This is a genomic window from Acidobacteriota bacterium, assembly GCA_029861955.1.
Lineage (GTDB): Bacteria > Acidobacteriota > Polarisedimenticolia > Polarisedimenticolales > Polarisedimenticolaceae > JAOTYK01.
The window spans coordinates 17,061-37,938 of the sequence record JAOTYK010000007.1; the positions used below are offsets into that span (position 1 = coordinate 17,061).

The 20,878-nt window shown below is 62.5% G+C and carries 19 protein-coding genes; 11 read left to right on the top strand and 8 right to left on the bottom strand.

The genetic code is table 11. The annotated features are described in order from the left end of the window. Positions 1-44 precede the first annotated feature (44 nt). The 3 genes from OES25_04520 (at position 45) to OES25_04530 (ending at position 3,227) form a co-directional block, all read left to right on the top strand. On the top strand, positions 45-1,319 hold the full coding sequence (locus OES25_04520; GenBank protein MDH3626904.1) for a polymer-forming cytoskeletal protein: 1,275 nt from the start codon (positions 45-47) through the stop codon (positions 1,317-1,319). Positions 1,320-1,382: 63 nt separating this feature from the next. Beyond that, positions 1,383-2,168, top strand: a complete 786-nt coding sequence (locus OES25_04525) for an LOG family protein (protein MDH3626905.1) — start codon at positions 1,383-1,385, stop codon at positions 2,166-2,168. Between the two features lie 3 nt (positions 2,169-2,171). Then, positions 2,172-3,227, top strand: coding sequence for a flippase-like domain-containing protein (locus OES25_04530; protein ID MDH3626906.1), 1,056 nt, complete (start codon positions 2,172-2,174; stop codon positions 3,225-3,227). On the opposite strand, the gene OES25_04535 is transcribed toward OES25_04530, so the two are convergent. Continuing rightward, entirely contained in the window at positions 3,202-3,354 is a 153-nt protein-coding gene (locus tag OES25_04535) for a hypothetical protein (GenBank protein ID MDH3626907.1), read from the bottom strand. The genes OES25_04530 and OES25_04535 overlap by 26 nt on opposite strands. A gap of 215 nt (positions 3,355-3,569) precedes the next feature. Here OES25_04535 and OES25_04540 point away from each other — a divergent pair, with 215 nt between their 5' ends. Genes OES25_04540 through OES25_04550 form a run of 3 tightly spaced genes read left to right on the top strand, consistent with a single transcriptional unit; the run spans position 3,570 to position 8,134 of the window. Continuing rightward, a complete protein-coding gene (locus OES25_04540) occupies positions 3,570-5,198 on the top strand; it encodes a LysM peptidoglycan-binding domain-containing protein (protein MDH3626908.1) in 1,629 nt (542 codons plus the stop codon). 52 nt (positions 5,199-5,250) lie between these two features. Next, the gene (locus tag OES25_04545) at positions 5,251-6,084 is read left to right on the top strand and encodes a molybdopterin-binding protein (protein MDH3626909.1); all 834 of its coding nucleotides are present in this window, start codon (positions 5,251-5,253) and stop codon (positions 6,082-6,084) included. A 4-nt stretch (positions 6,085-6,088) separates the two neighbouring features. Then, entirely contained in the window at positions 6,089-8,134 is a 2,046-nt protein-coding gene (locus tag OES25_04550; GenBank protein MDH3626910.1) for a hypothetical protein, read from the top strand. Between the two features lie 2 nt (positions 8,135-8,136). Here OES25_04550 and OES25_04555 read toward each other — a convergent pair whose 3' ends face one another. Both OES25_04555 and OES25_04560 read right to left on the bottom strand, forming a co-directional pair. After that, positions 8,137-9,093 carry a hypothetical protein gene (locus tag OES25_04555; protein ID MDH3626911.1) on the bottom strand — a complete coding sequence of 319 codons (957 nt, stop codon included), beginning with the start codon at positions 9,091-9,093 and terminating at the stop codon, positions 8,137-8,139. After that, positions 9,084-10,076, bottom strand: a complete 993-nt coding sequence (locus OES25_04560) for a hypothetical protein (GenBank protein MDH3626912.1) — start codon at positions 10,074-10,076, stop codon at positions 9,084-9,086. Before OES25_04560 ends, OES25_04555 begins: the two co-directional genes overlap by 10 nt. Before the next feature lie 109 nt (positions 10,077-10,185). Here OES25_04560 and OES25_04565 point away from each other — a divergent pair, with 109 nt between their 5' ends. Further along, the gene (locus OES25_04565; GenBank protein ID MDH3626913.1) at positions 10,186-11,517 is read left to right on the top strand and encodes a hypothetical protein; all 1,332 of its coding nucleotides are present in this window, start codon (positions 10,186-10,188) and stop codon (positions 11,515-11,517) included. On the opposite strand, the gene OES25_04570 is transcribed toward OES25_04565, so the two are convergent. From OES25_04570 to purF, 4 genes are read right to left on the bottom strand one after another with little or no spacing between them, the layout of a single operon-like run. Beyond that, positions 11,514-13,124: an FAD-dependent thymidylate synthase gene (locus tag OES25_04570; GenBank protein ID MDH3626914.1), complete on the bottom strand. Its 1,611-nt coding sequence runs from the start codon at positions 13,122-13,124 to the stop codon at positions 11,514-11,516. The genes OES25_04565 and OES25_04570 overlap by 4 nt on opposite strands. A gap of 37 nt (positions 13,125-13,161) precedes the next feature. Then, entirely contained in the window at positions 13,162-13,707 is a 546-nt protein-coding gene (locus tag OES25_04575; GenBank protein ID MDH3626915.1) for a CvpA family protein, read from the bottom strand. 2 nt (positions 13,708-13,709) lie between these two features. Beyond that, on the bottom strand, positions 13,710-14,624 hold the full coding sequence (locus OES25_04580) for a hypothetical protein (protein MDH3626916.1): 915 nt from the start codon (positions 14,622-14,624) through the stop codon (positions 13,710-13,712). Continuing rightward, positions 14,621-16,111 carry an amidophosphoribosyltransferase gene (gene purF / locus OES25_04585; protein ID MDH3626917.1) on the bottom strand — a complete coding sequence of 497 codons (1,491 nt, stop codon included), beginning with the start codon at positions 16,109-16,111 and terminating at the stop codon, positions 14,621-14,623. Before purF ends, OES25_04580 begins: the two co-directional genes overlap by 4 nt. 78 nt (positions 16,112-16,189) lie before the next feature. Between purF and mqnE the strand changes: the two genes are divergently transcribed. From mqnE to mqnC, 3 genes are read left to right on the top strand one after another with little or no spacing between them, the layout of a single operon-like run. Further along, on the top strand, positions 16,190-17,314 hold the full coding sequence (gene mqnE / locus OES25_04590) for an aminofutalosine synthase MqnE (protein ID MDH3626918.1): 1,125 nt from the start codon (positions 16,190-16,192) through the stop codon (positions 17,312-17,314). Beyond that, the gene (locus OES25_04595; protein MDH3626919.1) at positions 17,314-18,159 is read left to right on the top strand and encodes a menaquinone biosynthesis protein; all 846 of its coding nucleotides are present in this window, start codon (positions 17,314-17,316) and stop codon (positions 18,157-18,159) included. The genes mqnE and OES25_04595 overlap by 1 nt, the downstream gene beginning before the upstream one ends. Positions 18,160-18,168: 9 nt before the next feature. Next, the gene (gene mqnC, locus OES25_04600) at positions 18,169-19,257 is read left to right on the top strand and encodes a dehypoxanthine futalosine cyclase (protein MDH3626920.1); all 1,089 of its coding nucleotides are present in this window, start codon (positions 18,169-18,171) and stop codon (positions 19,255-19,257) included. 3 nt (positions 19,258-19,260) lie between these two features. Here the strand turns inward: mqnC and OES25_04605 are convergent, their stop codons facing one another. Further along, the gene (locus tag OES25_04605) at positions 19,261-20,028 is read right to left on the bottom strand and encodes an enoyl-CoA hydratase/isomerase family protein (GenBank protein MDH3626921.1); all 768 of its coding nucleotides are present in this window, start codon (positions 20,026-20,028) and stop codon (positions 19,261-19,263) included. A 22-nt stretch (positions 20,029-20,050) separates the two neighbouring features. Between OES25_04605 and OES25_04610 the strand changes: the two genes are divergently transcribed. Further along, positions 20,051-20,878, top strand: a complete 828-nt coding sequence (locus OES25_04610; protein MDH3626922.1) for an NADP-dependent oxidoreductase — start codon at positions 20,051-20,053, stop codon at positions 20,876-20,878.

The following is a 20,878-nucleotide window of genomic DNA, read 5'->3' on the forward strand; positions in this document are numbered from 1 at the left end:
CGGAAGGCCGGACCCTCAGAATCCTCTATTGAGGTGTTCGAACGATGATCATTCATGGTCCGCGACGGTTCCGGGGACTGCTGCTGTCGGTAGTGACGGTCCTGCTGTGCCTCTCGACGGATGCCTACGCGAGCCCGTTCGAGAAATTCAGCGACGGTCTGATCGTCCGGCAGGACGAAACGCTTCAGGGGGACCTCTACTTCACCACGACGACGGCCGATATCCAGGGGCACGTGATCGGTGACCTCTCCGGGTTTACGGCCTACGACTTCAACATCACCGGGACCGTAGACGGCGACGTCAATATCTGCGGGCAGTCGGTCACCCTCAGCGGAACGATCCAGGACTCGTTGCGTAGTTGGACCAACAACACGACGATCTCCGGGACCGTCGAGCGGGACGTCATGATCTTCGCCGGTAGCGTGACGCTCCTTCCCAGTGCCCACATCAAGGGGAAACTGACGGCCTTCGGGGGAACCGTTTCGCTTCGCGGAACCATCGATGGTGACGTGATGGTCACCGCCGGGACGATCAACATCGACTCCCAGATGGGCGGTGACGTCAGACTAGAAGCGGATAAGATCGACGTTCGACCGGAGAGCCACATCGTCGGCGATCTCAACTACGTCGCCCGCAGCGCTCCCCCGGAGGATCTAGCGGATCGGGTCGGCGGGGAACTGAAGTTCGACGAGAAGGGTGCCAAGCGCGATCGGGCCCAGACCGAGAAGCCCGCGTTCGCACCTCTCAACTGGCTCGGCCGATGGATCTGGAAGACCCTGGTTCTGTTCATCATCGGGTGTCTCGTGATGGTTCCGTTGCGACGAGTCGACGCCGGGGCGGCCCTCATCCGTCCTCTGCAAACGCAGGCGATGCTGGGAGGCTTGATAGGTTTCTTCGGGGTTATCGTCCTCCCCATCATCGCCTTCCTGCTGGTGGTTCTTCTGATTGCCGTTCCGATGGCGGTGATCTTCGGCTTCCCCGAAGCCTTCATCGGCGTCCTGTTCAGCTTCCCGCCGTTGCTGGCAGTCGTCGCCGTCCTACTGTTCGTCGCCCAGGTGCCGGCCGTCTACTGGGTCGGGACTCACATCCAACCCACGATGATCGTGTGGCGAACCGATGAGCGACCTTCCGTCCACCGAGCCCGCTCGGTCTACCTATCGATGTTCCTGGGTGCTGCGCTCGTTCGACTTCTGGCGACGATTCCGTACATCGGCTGGCTGGTCTCGCTGGGTGTGGTCTGGCTTGGACTCGGAACGACGATCCTGGCGATTCATGCCGCGCTCCAGAGAACGACACCTTCGACGAACGCAACGGTCTGAGCAAGGTATACTCGCGGCCGTTCTGTCCCCCTATGCTGAGCCCCTGCGGCGAACCGTGAGACCATGAAAAAGGCCTACAAGAACCCCGAATTCCTCGAGGGGCGTGACGCCCGTTCGATACGCATCCTCTCGGAGTACCTGGAACCCCAGTCCCGTTTTCGACACTACAAGGTCGAGGACACGGTGGTCTTCTTCGGTTCCGCGAGGATCCCCGATGGCGAGGACGCGGCGAAGGCGCTGGACGACGCCCGCAAGGGTGGGGATGACGCCCAGATCACTCGAGCGGAGACGACGAAGAAACTGTCCCGCTACTACGAGGATGCGCGAACGATCGCGCGTGGCCTCACGGAATGGTCGAAGAGCCTCGACCCGGAGGACAAGCACTACATCGTCTGCTCCGGCGCCGGTCCCGGAATCATGGAAGCCGCCAACCGTGGCGCTTCGGAAGCGCGGGGAAAATCGATCGGGCTGGGCATCAGCCTGCCGCAGGAGCCCTCGTCCAATCCGTATGTCACACGAGAGCTCGGTTTCGAGTTCCACTACTTCTTCATGCGGAAGTTCTGGTTCGTCTATCTGGCAAAGGCGCTTGTCGTTTTTCCGGGTGGCTTCGGAACCATGGACGAACTCTTCGAGCTCCTCACCCTGCTCCAGACGCAGAAGAGCACCAAGGAGACGCCCATCGTTCTCTACGGCGAAGAGTTCTGGAACGAAATCGTCGACTTCGATGCCCTCGTTCGATGGGGGACGATCTCGCCGGAAGACCTCGATCTGTTTCACGTCTCGTCGGACCCGGAAGATGCTCTGAAGTATCTCAAGAGCGAGTTGACCCGGCTCTACCCTATCGACTGACCGTTGCCACGGACTCTCGTCAAGCGCGCCCTGCGCTACTCGCTGATCGTCGTCGGCGTTGGGGTCATGGCGTGGACACTCCACTCCCTGGGTCCAAGACAGGTCCTGGATATCGCCCTTCAGGCCGACCCCTTCTGGCTCCTCCTTTCCGGCGTCGCGGTCTTCGGTCGCTTCCTGATCTGGGGCATCAAGTGGAGTCTGATGCTGCGAAGGAAGGAGCCCGTTCCCTACAGCCTGTCTCTGCGGATCCTCGCCGCCGGTTCCTTCGTGAACCTGACCACACCGACCGCAAAACTCGCGGGCGGTGTCTTGCGTGCGGCGCTGTTGCGTCGTCGACGCAAGTGGGGATGGGCATCGGCTTACGGCTGGGCGCTGGCGGATCAGGTGACAAACGTCCTCGGCAACACGCTGTTTGCCGCGGTCCTCGTCATCGCCCTGGCCCCCTCGCTGCCCACCGGAGGCGTCCTGCTGGCAACCATCGGCGTGGCGGCGATCGGACTCCTGATCTTCATCGGCTGGGCCCGTGGATGGGTCTGGGAACGGATCGGTCGACCGGCCATCCATGACCGACTCGTCGCGTGGATTCCGGCGCGGTTACGTTCGAAAGATTCCGATCGACACACGGATGGCCTGATTCGAGAGCTCTTTCGCCCGCTCCTCTTCGAGGGAGGGCCGTGGCGCAGCTACGTCATTGATCTTCTGTGGGCTGCGGCTGCATTCACATCGCTCTGTCTCGCCAATGCCCTCGTCTTTCGCGCCCTGGGAATCGAAGCGCCGCTTCTGGCGTTGGCGGCAGCCGTCTGCCTGGGCTACGTCGTGGGCGTCGTCATCGGCGTCTGGGGCGGCATCGGCGTGACCGAGGCCGCGCTGACGGCGTTCTACGTGCAGATCGGTGTAGACGAGGGGGCGGCAGCGGCAGCCGCACTACTCCATCGTGCGCTCTTCTACACCGTGGTATGCGGCTGGGGCGGTTACTCTCTCCTGCGAGAGGGCCGCCCGAGCGTCGTCGAAGAACTGGCCGACGAGAAAGGGTCTAACGACCCTTCACACCCAGGTTGAGGTCGTCGGGCGCTGGAGCGATCTCGCCCACACCGTAGCCCTGTGCCGGACCGAGCAGTTCTAGCAATGCCCCGCCATCGATCGTATCGATGCGAGGGGGCGAATATTCCGGACCCTGATCTCTCATTTGTCTTTCTCCCGTGCAAGGATGGCGGATTATGCGCATCGGCCGAGAAATCTGTCAATGCGACGATCGCGTAGCGCTAGAATCCCGGGCCTCTCGAGGTCAAAATCCCAGAAAACACCCACTCTCAGGGCGATTCGGGACTTTCCACCGTTGCCGAGCATGACTTCCACTCCTATATTGGTAGTCTGGCCACGCGGCGGAATTCCCGGAGCTCGATGATGGATCTAGCGGCTCGAACTCGATGGGTTCTCCTGTTTCTTCTGTCGACACTCTTCGTCCCCGCCCTCGCGGAGGACCCTTTCCCCACCTATCCCGAACTTCGAGGAAACGTCGAGTTCTGGGAGAAAGTCTTCGGTACCTGGTCCATGGAACAGGTCGCCGTTCATGACCTCGACTACCCCCAGGTCATCTACGAGGTGGTGGACCTGCCCGGCAAGATCGAGACTCGTTACTCGAAGCATCAAAAGGACTTCCTCAAATCGACTCAGGATCGATGGCGATCTCGCCTCGAGACCCTGTCCGCGTCCGTCGGCGACGGCACCCCACTCACCGACGAGCAGAAGGAATGGGCGCTGCGGCTGACCGAGGCCGGCGGCCATGACGCCGTGCTGGACGCAGCGCTTCGCATTCGGACCCAACGGGGAATGCGTGAACGCTTCATGCGTGGGCTTGAGATCAGCTATCGATACGACGACATCTTCCGAAAAATTTTCCGCGACGCCGGACTCCCCGAGGACATCGCCTACCTCCCACACGTTGAGTCGTCGTTCCAGTGGACCGCCCGCTCCAGCGCCAACGCGGTCGGACTGTGGCAATTCACCCGAGGAGCCGGTCGACGCTTCATGACGATCAGCGCCGCCTACGACGAGCGACTGGATCCCGTGTCGGCCGCCCACGGTGCCGCCGCCTACCTGGCCGATGCCCACTCGCGGATCGGCAACTGGCCCCTGGCCCTGACCGCTTACAACCATGGCGTCGGCGGCATCCAACGCGCCCAGGGACAGCATGGCGATGACTACGTCACCATCTTCCGTGAGTACCGCGGTCGCCTCTTCGGATTCGCGTCGAAGAATTTCTACTCGGAGTTTCTTGCGGCGCGCAACGTGGCACAGAGGGCCGAAGAGTTCTTTCCCGAGGGGCACTCGCCGGAGCCGGAATTTAATCTGGACTCGATCGTTCTCGAGACCCGAACCAACGTTTCACGACTCGCCACGGCATTTGGATTCTCCAGCGACGAGCTGGCGGCGATCAATCCCGCCTGGACCCGACACGCGACCCAGTCGGGTTACACCCTTCCAAAGGATTCGACTGTCTGGCTGCCGACCGGCACACTCGCCGAGCTTCAACAACGAGGTGTGGATCCGGACTATCGGATGGCCGCCACCGACAACGACGTCTACATCGTGCAACCGGGAGACAATCTAACGGACATCGCGACCGCGCACGGGATGTCCCTCGCGACGTTGCGACAATTGAATGGACTCCCCCGCTCGAAGAGCCTCATTCGCGTTGGACAGAAACTTCTCGTCGGCGGCAAGGGAACTTCCACCGCTCATGTGGTTCGCTCTGGCGATACATTGTCCCGAATCGCAAGTCGCTACGGAATCCGCCTGACGGAACTGCGGGCCATGAACGGGATCCCCCGCGGCAGCAGCCTGATACGCGCCGGCCAGAAACTGCGGGTCGGCGGCGGCAGCGCCAGGGTGCACGTCGTCCGATCGGGAGACTCCTTGATTCGCATCGCGTTCCGCCATGGAGTCCGACTCCAGGAGCTTCTGAACGTCAACGGTCTTACCGAGAGTTCGGTGATCCACCCCGGAGAACGCCTGCGCCTACCGGGGTAGCCATCGAGTGCGCTATAGTCCGTGGTTCAAGACTCCCTAACAGTGTGGAACCATGCTCTCTGATGACGCGAACCTCCCGTCGCGACGGGTAGAACCGATGGCCTTCGAGGTGATCCTCGTCGGCGAAGACCTACTCGCCGGAGACGTGCGAGACGACCATCTCCGATCGCTGGCGTCGTTCGCAAGACAGCATGGCGCCATCATTCGGCGAGCGACGATTGTTCCTTACGACCTCAAGGCCGTTCGCGACGCGATCGCCGAGGCAGAGTCGCGAAAGCCGGAGCTGGTTGTGGTGACCGGAGGGCTGGGTCCGGCCCGGCGGGATTGCACCCTCGAAGCGGTCTCGGATGTCTATGGACGCCCGCTCTCCTCGGCCCCGCTGGCCCATCGTTGGGTTGACGACGCGTACACCCGGCTCTCCCATAAGGGGGTCGTCGGCTCGGCGGCGATGAATATCACCCGAGACAAGCTGTGTCAGATTCCGGTGGGATCTCAGCCATTGAAGAACGAAATCGGTGTCGCCAACGGCATCTGGTTACGTCTAGCCGGTCGTCCCGCGTTGCTCTGTCTTCCCGGGATGCCTCGCGAATCGGAAGCGATGTTGGCGGAAGTCACCGAGTCGATCCGTGAACTTCGACCACGCCACTATGTCGTCCGCCGCGAAATCGAGTCGCCGACGACAGACGAGGCGGCGTTGCAACCGCTTATCGAGAAGCTCGCCCGGGAGTTCCCGGAGGTCCGTTTTCAGACCCGGCCCATCGCCAGCGCCCGCAAGGGGGCGAACGTTCGCGTGATCTTCGAGAGTCACGGTCGTTCCGAGGCAGAGACCAACGGTCTTGTCGGTGACGCCATCCGTCGATTGATCGCCCTTCAGAGTGGGAGTTGATGCCATGGGATTGAGACAAGCCTTGATGTTCGGGTTGGGGATTGTCCTGGCCGCGTCGCCCGCGATGGCTACGGGGTCGATCCCGGTGGATACGGTGAAGGCGGTACAGGCCGGTCTTATCGAACAACACGGCGACGCAGAGAGCGGACGCATCCGGATGGGTGTCGAGCAAGTTGCCAACCTCTGGTGGGATGAAGATGGCGACGCCGAGAAATTCTCTCGTTTCTGCCATGAGAACTTTGTCCCTCGCGGAGAGGCACTGGAGTCCGGGTTCGATCGTCTAGAAGCCGTCCTCGAACAGGTGGACGGACACCTGCATGAGGTCTCACGCCTCATCCGGTCGCCGTTCGACCTCGACACCGGCGAGATCCATCCGGTGGATCGACTTCTCGGTGACTTCGACGCCACCGCCCACGTGGACGGCGATCTCTTTCAAACCGGAGTCGCCTTCTTCGCGCTGCTCAACTTCCCGCTAAGCGATCTCGATGCCCGGCTCACAAGTGGCTCGCAGTGGACTCGACGCCAGTGGGCGGAGTCCCGAATGATGGATCGTTTTGCACAGCGCATCCCGCCGGCTGTTTCGCAGGAGATCAGTCGCGCGTTCAACGACGCCGGGCAATACATCGCAAATTACAATATTCGAATGGACCGGCTGGTGACTCCCGCCGGCCAACGGTTGTTTCCGGAGGGGCTCCGCCTTATTACGCACTGGGGACTCCGAGACGAGCTCAAGTCCCAGTATGCGGAGGGTGCCGACGGGCTCGAACGTCAACGCATGATCTACCGCGTCATGCAGCGCATCGTGCATCAGGAGATCCCACAGTCGGTGATCGACAACGATGCGCAGCTCTGGGATCCCGACCAGAACCGGGTGTTTGCGGTGGAGGCCCCGGACGAGGCTGTCACCGGTCCCCGTGAGCAGGATCAGCGTTATGAGGCCTTACTCGGAGTCTTCCGCGCCGTGCGTCAGGCGGACCCCTACTGCCCGACGGCTCCGACGTTTGTCGATCGACGGTTTCAGTGGGACCGGCAGATTCCCGAGAAAGAAGTCGAACAACTGCTTCAGTCGGTCCTTACATCGGACGCGTTTCGAGCGATGGGTGATCGGATCCGCCGACGACTTGGGCGTGACCTGGAACCTTTCGATATCTGGTATGACGGGTTCAAGGCACGGGGCACCATCACCGAATCGCAGCTGAACGATGCGGTCCGGGCGCGCTATCCCGACGTCGCATCGGTCCAGAACGGACTTCCGGGAATCCTGACGGGACTCGGGTTCTCCGAGGAGCGAGCGGCGTTCCTGTCCAGCAAGATCGCCGTCGACCCCTCACGCGGCGCGGGCCATGCGATGGGGGCCGTACGGCGGGAAGATCGGGCCCATCTTCGTACTCGCATCGGCGCCGACGGGATGGACTACAAGGGCTACAACATCGCGGTCCACGAGTTGGGCCACAACGTGGAGCAGGTGTTCTCCCTGAACTCGATGGACCACTGGTGGCTGAATGGAGTGCCGAACACGGCCTTCACGGAGGCCCTGGCCTTCACCTTTCAGGAGCGCGATCTAGAGCTTCTGGGTCTCGACCCCGGCGAGAGCGACGCCCACCACATGCAAGCTCTGGACACGTTATGGGGCACGGCGGAGATCGGCGGCGTGGCCCTGGTCGACATGGCGGTGTGGAGATTCCTGTACGAGAACCCCGAAGCCACACCGGCTCAACTCCGGGTCGCCACTCTCGAGATCGCCCGCAAGACCTGGAACCGTTACTTCGCGCCGGTGTTCGGTGTCCAGGATTCCGAGATCCTGGCGGTCTACTCTCATATGATCTCGTCGGGGCTCTACCTGCCCGACTACCCGCTCGGACACCTGATCGCCTTTCAGGTCGCCCGGAAGCTGCATGACGGAGACTTCGGCAAGGAGTTTGAGCGCGTCACGCGGTTGGGTCGTCTGACACCCGACGCGTGGATGCGTGCCGCGGTGGGTGGTCCGGTATCGGCCGAGGCGCTACTCGAGGCCAGCCGGGAGGCCCTCGCCTCCCTCGAGGATCGCTAGCGTCAGATCGCTTGCGCCGCGGCGGCGAGGTTTCTCAACTTGGATGTCGCAACGTCCGGCGAGAGATAGCGGAGGCCCGCATCCGGAGCCAGCCAGAGCCGATCCTCGCCCGTAATGGCCGCGACCTTCTTCGCCCGCTCGACGAGTGTATCGACGCTCTCGATCTGTTCATTCTGAGCATCGACGACCCCTGCGGCGATCTGCAGCGACCCCGGAAGGCCGGACAGGACGTCGAGCGTGGCCATCCGGTTGTTTGCCATCTCGAGTGACAGACCGTGGATCGAAACCTCTCCGATCCGTTGCAGAAGCTCGGCGTAGTCGCCGTAGGCCAGCTGAAGCCACAGACGACAATCATCCCCGATGGCATCGGCGACACGTCGAACTCCCTCCAGCACGCAATCGATCTCGCCGGAGTAGACACCCGCCGCGGGCTCGTCGATCTGAAGATCGCGAACGCCGGCGGCGACCAGCCTCCCGGCCTCCTCGCAGATCACGTCGGCGAAACCGGAGGCACACGACTTGCGGTCGGGATAGTGCTCGTTGGAGGACCAGTGCATCAACGTGTACGGGCCGGTGAGGACCGCCTTGAGCGGTGTGTCGCCCGCGTCTCGATTGGCCGACTGCCATGCGTCGACGGTGAGTGGCTCATCGGATTTCAGTGCGTCGTCGACGATCGGGCGGCGATAGTAACGGTTGCCGAGGACTCGCACGAGCCCGCCTCGCTGGAGGCCGTGCACCCTGTCGGCAAGGAACGAGATCATGTCATCGCGATCCATCTGGCCGTCCGTGCGTAGCGTGACTCCCAACTCTTTCTGGAGACCGAGGAATCCCGCGGTCGCCTCGTGCTGGGCCTTCTGGAGGAGGTCGGCGTCGATCTCCTCTTCGGCGTAGAGCCAGCGGGCTCTTAGAAGCGGCTGTGGCTTGGGGAACGCGCCGTGAACCGTTGTCTTCACTGCCACGACCACTCCTTCTGAAGTTTTTCGACCAGATATCGCGCATGGAGCAGTTTATCGAACGCCTGATCTCGGGAGAGTAATTCCAGACCGGTGTTCGGACCGACGATCACGTCCCGCGACTCGAGGGTGCCGCGATGAGTCTCAAGTCGGATCGCCACGTCGTTGGCGTCTTCCTGGGCGGAACGAGTGGCATCGAACAGTCCGAGGTTCACCCCCATCCCGTCCGGCACTCGCTTCAAGACGTGGTCGTTCCCGGATCCCGCCGTCATGTCAAGTCCGAGATGACTGCAGGGCAACTCTCCCAGACGATCGGCGGATGCGTTGAGGTTGCCGAAGTACGTGGACAACGTCGTCACGGCTCCCTCGCCTGCGGCGGCAACGACCGGGGTCAACGTTCGGACGATCCGGTCAAGATCTTCGGGATGGCGACAGAGGAGCGGCTCGTCGAACTGGAAATGGCTCGTCCCGGCACCCCGCAACTCCGTCACCTCGTCTGCCAAGACTGCAGCATAGTCATCCGCGAGTTTGTCCGCGTCCATGTAGTGCTCGTCCCGAGCCAGCCGCACGAACGTCGCCGGACCGGTCATCACCGCCTTCACCGGCTTGCGAAGCGAAACGGTTGCCGCGACTTCGGCGCCGTGCCCCAGCCACGAATGACGACGACGAAGATCGCCGACGACGACGGGGCGACGATCGTAGAAATTGGTCTCGAACCATCGGACCCATTCGCCGCTCTCGAGACCGTCAACCGCCGAGACGGATGCGGACCACGGGCCGTCGTGCCCAACGCCGCCGTCCGTCACGATGTCAATGAAGGCTCGACTCTGCTCGGCGACAACGATCGTCGTGGCCTCGTCGACCGCCTCGAGCCACGCGTCTCGATCGATCTTCCCGGCATCGAAACGACGACGGGCGGTCCGTAGCTGCTGATCCAGGGGCGAGTCCCCGACACGCGGGTACGAGCTGTGGTTTTCCGATCGAATCACGATAGTCTCCCGGGAATATGCGGCCGTTGATAATGGCTCAGACAGCCCCCCCTCCGCAACCTGCCCGACGCCTTGCGCCCCGCCGGCGGTGGGCTAGACTCGGATCGTCATGAACGATCGACGTCTCCTCACAAGACGCCTCTGCGGCCTGATGGTCGTCTTACTGGCGATTGTCTGCGTCGGCTGTCGCGATCGCATCGAGATCCTGATGGAGACGGTGGTCTACGACGACGGGAGTCTCGAGTACGTCCTGACCGTACGGGCCACCAACTCGGACGGTGAGAAGCCGAAGTCGCCGGAGGACTGGATCGAGGAGAACGCCGGGGTGCGGATGACCGACCGGGCCAACTGGGACTCTCTCGTGGTCACCTCCTCCCGGATCCGAGCGCGAGCGTTCTTCCCTCCGGGCGCGCAGCCCCCAAGCCTGCTGAGCTACCGCGACGAGTTGGGCTGGCATGACGACGGGATCACCACCGCCGTTCGTACGGAAGCCCGTGGCCTTCTGCGTTCCTGGTTCTTCGAGGAGATCCACCCGGAGCCGGGCGGATTCGAACGGGTGGATCAGGCTCTCGACACGGTGCTCGAGACAACTCGAGAGATCCTCGAAAATGCCTCGCGAAAACATTTCGGAGAGGATCTCGACGTTTCGGGAATCTCCGGTGTCCTGCAGGACCGGGTCCGACCGTTGATGATCACCCTACTTCGTGAAAACGCAGCGATGTCACGCGCGTCGAATGCAACCCGCGCGGACGGCTGGCGAAGAGTCCTCGACGACCAGGGCGTTCCGCTCTCGACGACAGAGGATCCCGAAGATTATCTGGAGCTTCAAACCGAATTGATGCTCGTCTGGCTCAGGGATCAAATCGCAGAGGTGTTGTCGGAAAGCAACGGGACGATCAGCGGTGAGGACCTGACGTTCTTTCCGACCACCGGCGACATGGCAGAATCGATCGAACGGATGGCCGTCGATGCCCTCGGTGATTGGGACGAGACCGTCGAACGGCTCGAGCCGGCCATCGCCGTTCTCATGGCCTACCTGATGGGCAGTGACGGCGCACAGATCATCACGGATCGCCGCCTGCGGATGCCCGGAACTCGAATCCAGACCAACGGGCTCCCGGGACTCCGGGAGACGTTCTGGTTGATCCGTGACGAAGATCTGGATCTCAGCCAGCGACGTCTCGTCGCAATCTCCGCACGGGTCGAGACCGCGGCTCTCCGTAGCCTTGGAGTCCAGCGGGAATTGACCGAGGATGAGTTGCTGCGGCTCTACGACGTTCTCTGGATCCGAGACGCCGAGGGCGCCCTGGGGCCGCTGCTCAAGTCCGCAATCAGGCAAGGCAACGGGGACCTGCTGCTTGAAGACGGCGAGACTCCGACGGGCATGAGCGATGTCGCGCAGGATCTTTACAGGCTGCTGTACCCCGACCAGGACGATTAGCTCTCGGGGGACTGCCGTCTCCGGTCGGCCGCTGCCTCCGCCTCGAGCCGTTCGAGCTCGACCTCACCATGGTCCACGTACTTCATCGCTTCCGCGACGGCCGTGTGTCCCGCCTCTTCGGCAATGAGTCGGTGCATCTTCTGACAGACCCTTCGATACGACGGATGCCCTGCGGGCGCCGTCCTCAGCTCCAGAGTGTGCATCGCCTCCCGCGCGTTCATGTCCATGTAGAACCGAACGCGATAGGCCATCGGGATGCAATACGAAGCCACCGCGGGTAGGCCGGCATCGAGGATCCGACCGTGGAGTTCGGCCGTCCGCCGCATGACCTCCTGCCATTCGGACAGCGCGCCGACGGCCTCGACGGCCTCGCCCACGTTGTAACCGTGCGCCGCGGAGAGTTGCTGCCACTCGAGCGTCAACATCCGATGTCTCTGCAGGTCACGAAACGCGCCGTAGTCCGTGAGGACGTCGAAACGATAGGCCGTGCGCTCGAATGCGCGACCGGGCCGATGTCGCCGATTGGTTCGATCGCCGACGTAGGTCCGCAGCACCCGAAGACGCTGCTCGTGAGTCATTCCGCGTGCCATCTCGATCAGCTGTCGATCGGGCAGATCGGAAACGGCGTACATGGCGGCCGCTACAATCTTGGTCTCGCCGTCGGGATCGAAATCGGTAAGCACCACCTCGTCGGCAGCGCTACCGACCACATCTTCCGTCAACGCTTTCGTCAGATCCCGTGATGCCTCCCGAACGTCCGCGAAGTATCGACTCCAGACCTGGCCCCGGTCCGGGAGATCCACTCGGCGCAGGAATGCGGGGATGACCTTCCGCAGCTCGATGAGCATGGCATCCGCGACGGAGCGGGCTTCTGCCAGAGGCGAGGCCTTGAGCCGTAGGAGCAGAGCCTCGTAGGCCTGCCCCGTCCCGTAGATCCCGACGTTGGCCGTGGTCGCGGCGGGCAGCAGCCCGCGCAATGTATCCAACGCTTTTGCCTGAAGCGTGCGCTTGTAAACACCCTTCGGCGTCCCCTCCTCTCGGGGATACCTCTCCGCCCACAGCTCCGTGACCGGCCCCAACCAGCGACAGTAGGTGGAGAACGCAAGATCCAGCGTCTCGCGGTATTGAGATTCGAGGGGGCCACCGTGCAACTCACGCGGGCGATGGTATTTGAAGTCGCCACCGGGGCGATCGGTGTAGGGCACGTACCGCGTCGACTGCTCGAGGTACGCCATCAACCGACCCCACTCCAGGAGCTTGGTCAAGATGTTCGAGACGTTCTCGCACGCCAGGTGAACGCCACCGAGTTGCGCCACCGAATCGTCACCGTACTCCAGGAAGACTTTCTCGTAGAGCTTCTCGGCACGCGCGGTACCGACGCCGGATGTCGAGTGAACCTCTGCAACCTGGTCATGGAATTCGTCGAGGAACAGGCGTCGAAGGGATTTTGCTGAGCGGGAGTAGCGGGCGAACAACGCCCCCTTCACCACTTCGGGGAGGTTCGTCATGGCGAAGACGTCGCCATCCAGGTTGGTAAAGTACGGCGCCAGGGCGGCTTGCTCTTCAGCGCTGAATGAATCCGGTTCGACGATGGTTCCGGCGGACAAGGGGCGAGTTCCTTATGAAGACCGCGATTCTAACAGATCAGATCGCGTCTCGTTGATCGTCCTGCCGCTGCCATTCGCGACGAAGATCCTTGACATTTTCGCGATACCGATCCGAGAGTCCCGAGGGCGCCAGGGAGGTCGCCAGATCGCCTACGACCACAGCGTAGGGTGCGAGCACCGAACCGCGGAGGACGCCGCTACTGTTCGGCATGTAGGCGACCAACGGGAGCACAAGCACCCCCGCCAGAACCGCTGCCGCCAGCAACCCCAGAGCCCCACCGGCCAGCCGGTCGAGCCAGCCGAGCATCGCCGCCTTGAGGACCCGACGGATGAGGAATGCGATAAGTCCTCCGGCGAGCATCACGCCGACGAAGATCAGCAGGTAGGCCAGGATCGGCAACCAGCCGTCGCTGAGGTCCACCCCACCGAGCCGCTCCGCCAGGGGCGCGTGATACCGCGCGGCCAACGCGAACGCGGCGACCAATGCCGCCACTCCGACCAGTACGCGTACGAGCCCCTTCCACATCCCGACGATGACGAGCGCACAAGCGATGCCCAGCAGGACGATGTCGATCGTATTCATGGTCAACTCCTCACACGTACACCGTCGTCGTCGAACCAGTCCCGAGTCATCTCACACCACATGGCGACGGCCCGCCACTCTCCGCAGGATCGGTAGCGGCGCTCGATGGTGAGATCCTTCACGGTCCGTCCCCCATGAAACACCTCGGCATACTTCCCACGCAAGAACGAATCGAGCCCCAGACCCGACGGGCGTCCGAGCAGACGCAGGATGTTGTCGGCGACGTAGGGGCCGACTCCCGGCAGCTCGAGAAGGCTCTTCCTCATCTCAGGGATCTCCCGTGGGTCGTCGACCCACCCTTCGGGGTCAATCTTCCCGGAAGCGACCTGCTCGGAAATTTCCCGCAGGTAGGGCGCACGATAGCCGGCGTGGATCTCGTCGCGAAGGCAACCCTTCGGCAACGCCGCAATCTGTGTCGGGGACGGGAACGCGCGTCGTCCCGATGGCCCGGGACTTCCGGCCCGATCCACCAGGCCCGCCGCCATCTTGCGGGTAAACGCCCACGAGCAGTTGGTCGTCAGGATCATCTTGATGAGATCCTCGAACACCGTCGGCGCGCGTAGCATCCGGCCCCACCCACCGCGGGCCATCCAGTCCCAACGATCGGTTCCACGCATCGCACGACGGAAGGCCGCAAGATCCAGATCGAGTTGCAGGATTCGAGTCGTGATGGACCTCGCCGAATCGAGATCCGACGGTTTTCGACCGCCGGTCACGATCAGGTTTACGCGACGAGCCCCGTCGCGCTCCATCCTGAGGTCGATTGCGCGGAGGTCGTCCAATCGTACGGTGCACTCGAGCCAGCGGCCGTCATCGGAGACGGAGAAGGGTGCGAGGTCCGACCAGCCGTGGCTGAAGGTGGTCCGAACGAACGAGAAGTCCGTGGGTCCTGCAAGGACCAGTCTCCGGCGTCTCACTTGCCCTGATCGATGCGTTCGTTTTCGATCCGAAGCAGCGTTTCCGGGGTGATGTCGCCGGTCGGGTAGTTCCCGGAAAAGCATGCTGAACACATATTCGTGATCCGGCTGCTCCCCTCACGAACGGAGTCGAGAAGATCGTCGAGGCCCTGGTAGAGCACCGCATCGGCGCCGATCTGCTCTGCGACCTGTTCGTGGGTCCGGTCACGAGCGACAAACTCACGACGGGTGCTCATGTCGATCCCGTACACGCATGGATGCACCAGCGGCGGAGATGTCGAAGCGAAGACCACCGACTTCGCCCCCGCCTCGCGCGCGAGATGAACGATCTGGCGGCTCGTGTTTCCGCGGACGATCGAGTCGTCAACGAGGAGGACATGCTTGCCCCGGAACTCCTCGTCGATCGTATTCAACTTGCTCCGCACGGAACGACGGCGCTCGCTGTCGTTCGCCATGATGAAAGTGCGACCGACGTAGCGATTCTTGACCAGCCCCTCGCGGTACGGGAGGCCAAGCGATTGCGCCATGGCGAGTGCCGCAGTGCGCCCGGAGTCGGGAACCGGAATCACGACGTCCGCGTTCAACCCACTCGCTTGAAACGTCTTCGCCAGTCGCTCGCCCATTCGAACTCGGGACTGATAGACGGAGATGTCTTCCAGGTAGGAATCGGGACGGGCGAAGTAGACGTATTCGAAGACACACGGATGGTGCTTTGGAGGCGCAACCTGTTTCGAGTGGACGTTACCGTCCATATCCACGAACAGCGCCTCTCCGGGTGGCCCCGCCGCCATGCGTTCGTAACCGATGGTCGTCAGAACGACGGACTCCGAGGCAAACGCGTAGGCATGCCCGCCGGCGACGGCTTTCCGCCCCATCGCAATCGGCTTGATGCCGTAGGGGTCGCGAAAGGCGAACATCCCCTGCCCCGCGACGAAGCCCACGACGCTGTAAGCTCCACGAACGCGACGATAGACCTCACCGACGGCCGCGTGATACGAGTCCAGCGAAAAGACTCCACCGGGTGCCTCCGCCAGCGCGTTGGCAAAGACGTTCAGGACGACCTCGACGTCGCAACGAGACATCAGGTGTCGTCGGCCGTCGTCCGCCAGATCCTTGGCTAGCTCGTCATAGTTGGCCACATTCCCGTTGTGGGCCATGACGATTCCGTGGGGGAAATTGACCATGAACGGCTGGGCGTCTTCCCCGCCTCCGGAACCGATGGTCGGATAGCGGACATGCCCCACGCCCAGCGACCCACGTAGTCGCTCGATGTTCGCCAGCGAAAAGATGTCGCGGACCAGGCCTTCACCCTTCTTGACGTGAAACGTCGAGTCGTAGGTGGTGATTCCGGCCGCATCCTGACCCCGATGCTGGACGGCGACGAGACCGTCGTAGATCTCCTGGACCGCGTTCGTCGATCCGATCACGCCGATAAATCCACACATGCCGGTCTCCTCGGGGTCGAGGCCCCATGGTAGCAGAGGCATCGTCATCAAATTGACCGTGATTCGGGGGGTTCCTATAATGCTCGCCGCAAGGATGAGGACCGTTCGTCGAGAGGAATCATGAGCAAGATCATCGAGACACTGGCCCGTCAAAGCGGGCTCCAAGACATCTACGGCAAGGTCATGGACGGCACTCGGCTGACGTTCGACGATGGTCTTCGCATGTTTGAATCCCGCGCACTGATGGCCGTAGGCGCGATGGCAAACATCGTCCGCGAGCGCAAGAACGGGAATCGAGCGTTCTTCGTTCGTAACATGCATCTCAATCCGACCAACGTCTGCACCGTGGACTGCAAGTTCTGCGGGTTCTATCGCCCGTACCGCAACAAGGAAGAGGGTTGGAGCTGGGATCTCGAGCGGTGTTTTTCCGAGGTCAGGAAACGCGACGACGAACCGTTGACGGAGGTCCACATCGTCGGCGGTCACAACCCGGACTATCCGTACGAGTTCTACACGGACCTCGTCTCCGGTATCCGGAAGATCCGACCGGAGATGCACGTCAAGGCGTTCACCGCTTCCGAATACGACTTCTTCGCAAAACGATTCAAGATTCCGCTCGATCAGGTTTTCGAAGACCTGAAGGCCGCGGGTCTCGGCTCACTTCCCGGCGGAGGAGCGGAGGTGCTGGTGGAGCGGGTTCGGCAAGAGTTGTACCGGAAGAAGATTCCGGCGGAGCGCTGGCTGGAAATCGTCCGAACCGCCCACGAACACGAACTCCGATCCAATGCCACGATGCTCTACGGCCACATCGAGCGTCTCGACGAGCGAATCGAACATCTCTGTCGGCTTCGCGCCCTGCAGGACGAGACCGGCGGATTCATGTGCTTCATTCCTCTCGCGTTCCATCCGGAGAACACGGCCATCGACCATCTGCCGGGACCGACCGGTTTCGACGATCTACTCACGGTGGCCGTCTCGCGCCTGATGCTAGACAACTTCGACCACATCAAGGCCTACTGGATCATGATCTCGCAACGAATCGCGCAGACCGCCCTGAACATGGGCGCCGACTGCATCGACGGTACGGTCGTCGAGGAGAAAGTGGTTCACATGGCGGGTGCCAAGACTCCCCCCGGACTCGCGATGGACGAGCTGCTGCGTCTCATCCGCGATGCCGGTCGTGAACCGATACAACGCGACTCGTTGTACAACGAACTCCATCGTTTTGATGCGGCGGTTGCCTGATGCGTCCGCGCGTCGGCGCCGTCTCGTACCTCAATGCCCGACCGCTGGTCTACGGGCTGGAAGAGGACGCCGTACGCGGAGCGCTGCGACTGGAGTACGAGGTACCGTCGCGCCTGGCGGAACGAATGGTCTCGGGCGAACTCGATATCGCACTGATCCCGATCATCGGACTCACGGAGCTGCGAGACCTGGAGTTGATCTCCGGACTCGGAATCGTGACGCGGGGGCCATCCCGATCGGTGCTGATCGTATCGAGGAAGCCATTGGATCGGATCGGCTCCCTCGCGCTCGACCCCGAATCGCGGACGAGTAACGTGCTCGCGCAAGTGCTTCTCGCGGAACGCTTCGGTGTCCAGCCCCGGGCCGAGGTGGGTCCGGTCGACCTGAAAGATTCGCTCGATCGATTCGATGCCGTGGTCCGCATCGGGGATAAGGCGCTCTTCGAATCCTACCCCTCGTCCTGCAACGTGCTGGATCTCGGCACCGAGTGGACCGATTGGACCGGCCTCCCATTCGTCTTCGCTGCATGGTTCTCCCGACCCGGGGCTCTGAATCGGGAGACCTACCGGAGGCTTCACGACTCCCGCCGGAAGGGGGTCGCGGCGATCGAGTCGATCTCGAACGACTACGAGTTTGACGGAATCCGTAATCCGGAATTGGCAGGCGAGTACCTCCGTAAGAACATCCATTTCCGACTCGGCTCGGCAGAGGTCGAGGCGATGAAACGATTCTTCGGCCTGGCCGCAGACCTTGGCCTCATCGACGAGGCGCCCCCTATTCGGCTCGCACTCCAACAGTCCACGGGATGCCACGAGACCGCCGCACGTCTGGCGGAAGGAAGATAGAGAGATCGCATGCAAGATCGTCAACGACTGGATTCCATTCACGAGAAGATCCTTGGCGGAGAGCGGATCGACGAGTCGGAAGCGCTCGATCTCCTTCATCATGAAACGGTTGCAAACCTCGGTGCGCTGGCGGACTTTGTTCGCCGAACCAAACACCCCGATGGCGTCGTCACCTACATCATCGATCGCAACATCAACTACACGAATATCTGCAACGCATTCTGCAATTTCTGCGCGTTCTATCGTGCACCGAAACACGAAGAGGGTTATGTCCTTTCACCGGAAGTCGTGGAACAGAAGATCCGCGAAACCTATGACCTCGGCGGCAATCAGATCCTGTTACAGGGTGGACACAACCCGGAGCTGAAGATCGACTACTACGAGGAGTTGTTCCGGAGGCTGAAGACCTCGTTCCCGGATCTCTGGCTCCACGCCCTTTCGCCACCCGAGATCACCCATATCCGCAAGGCCTCCCGGCTGACACTGGCGGAGACCCTCGAGCGCCTGCGTGCCGCGGGTCTCGACTCGATACCCGGTGGTGGAGCCGAGATCCTCGTCGATTCGGTGCGCACGCGCCTTGCGAAGAACAAGTGCTCTTCCGACGAATGGCTCGACGTCATGGAGGAAGGGCACCGACAGGGGCTACGCTCCACCGCCACGATGATGTTCGGACACATCGAGACCCGAGAGGAACGCGTCGAGCATCTCCGTCGCGTCCGTGAAGTTCAGGATCGCACCGGCGGGTTCACCGCCTTCATCTGCTGGACTTACCAGGCCGAGAATACCGAACTGGGTGGCGACGAGGTCACAAGTGCGGAGTACCTCCGCACGCTTGCCGTCGCGCGATGTTATCTCGACAACATCGACAACCTGCAGGCGTCGTGGGTCACCCAGGGCCCGAAACTCGGCAATGCCTCTCTGGCGTTTGGCTGTAACGACATGGGCAGCACGATGATCGAAGAAAACGTCGTCTCGTCGGCCGGAACGGTCCACGAAATGCAGGAGCCGCAGATCGTCGCCGCCATCGAGAGTGCGGGGCTGACCCCACGACGCCGAAACATGGATTACTCCACCAGGATGGATCCTGCCCGGGCCTGAGGCCTACTTCTTTCTGGCTGCCAGCTCCTGCACGATCTCGGCGATCCGCGCTTGCGTTTCGTCGGAGAACCACGCATCGAGGAACTCACCGACACATTCGGAATCGTGGGCCCGGATCCTCTCGACGGTAGCGGATCGAAGAAACCGCTTGGTCACTGCAAAGGCGCGAGGATCCTTGTCGGCAAACTCCGCGACGCGTTCCGCACACGCCGCCTCGAACGCATCGGCGCCGTGGGCCTCGTGCGCCAGGCCGACTTCGACGGCATCCTTGCCTTTGTAGTTTCGCCCGAGCAGCGCGATCTCATCGAGTTTCCTGGGCGAAACGGCGCGGGCGAGCATCATGGACACCCCGAACGGGAACGGGACGCCCACCTTGACCTCGTTCAACCCCACCAGGGCGTGCTCGGCGACGATCCGCCAGTCGGCCGTCAGCGACAGGACACAGCCCCCTGCAACGGCATGCCCACGCATGGCCGCGATGAGCGGTCGCGGGAATGTGTACAGATTCAGCAGGCAGGCGCTGAACCGGTTAAGAAACGACCCCATCGCGTCACGATCCAGCGCTCTTAATTCCTGCAGGTCCAGCCCAGGACAGAATAGTTTCCCCGCCCCGGTGAGAACGACCGCACGAATCGTGTCGTCCCGCGCCGCCTCCTGAGTGGCCTCCAGCAGATCGGCCACGAGATCCGGATTGACCGCGTTCCCGTTGTCGCGGGAGAGGGTGAGGGTTCCGATGCCGTTGTCGACGTTCCATTGGACAGTGTTGTTCATCGCGTCATTGTACAATAGCGAAATGAAGGCGATTGTCTGCGATACCCATGGCGGGCCCGAGGTGTTACGTCCCGCCGCGCTGCCCCGCCCGACGCCGACCGACTCCGAACTCCTGATCCGGGTTGTCTCCGCGGCCGTGGCAAGAATCGACACGGAGATCAGAGCGGGGCAGGCCTCCCCTGTCGGGATGCCGGCGATGCCGTGGGTCCCGGGGTTCGCCGTGGCGGGTGTGGTGGAAGAGCTGGGTACGTCGAGCCGCCGCTTCCGTCGTGGCGATCGGGTCTGGGCCTGCAGCCGGACGCCGGAACTGGACCGCGGCTGCTACGCGGAATTCGTCTCGGTCCACGAGTCGGCGGCTTCGGTGATGCCAAACAAGCTGCTCTTCGAAGAAGCGTCGGCGATTCCACTCCACGGACTGGCTGCATGGCAACTGCTGGAGACGCTGGAACTCGACAAGGGTGCCCGGCTCACGGTGCACGGTGCGACCGGCGGCGTGGGACATCTCCTGGTGCAGATGTGCCGACAGCGAGAGATCGTCGTCACGGCGATCTGCGCATCGGAGGACCGCGACTTTCTCCTCGAGCAGGGCGCCACGGCGACACGTCTACCGACGGATCATGACCCCACCGGCGACCGCTTCACCGATGCGGTCGTCGATCTCAGACCGGGTGGACCCACCCAACTCCAGCTTCGACCCAACGGCGACCAGCTTGGGCTCCTGGCGGCCCTGGTGGACCAGAAACGGCTCGAACCGTGCATCAGGGGTATGCTGCCCCTCAAGGCGGCGGCCGATGCCCACCGACAGCTGGAGAGCGAAGACGGGCGGGGCGTGCTGACCCTGAACCTCTGA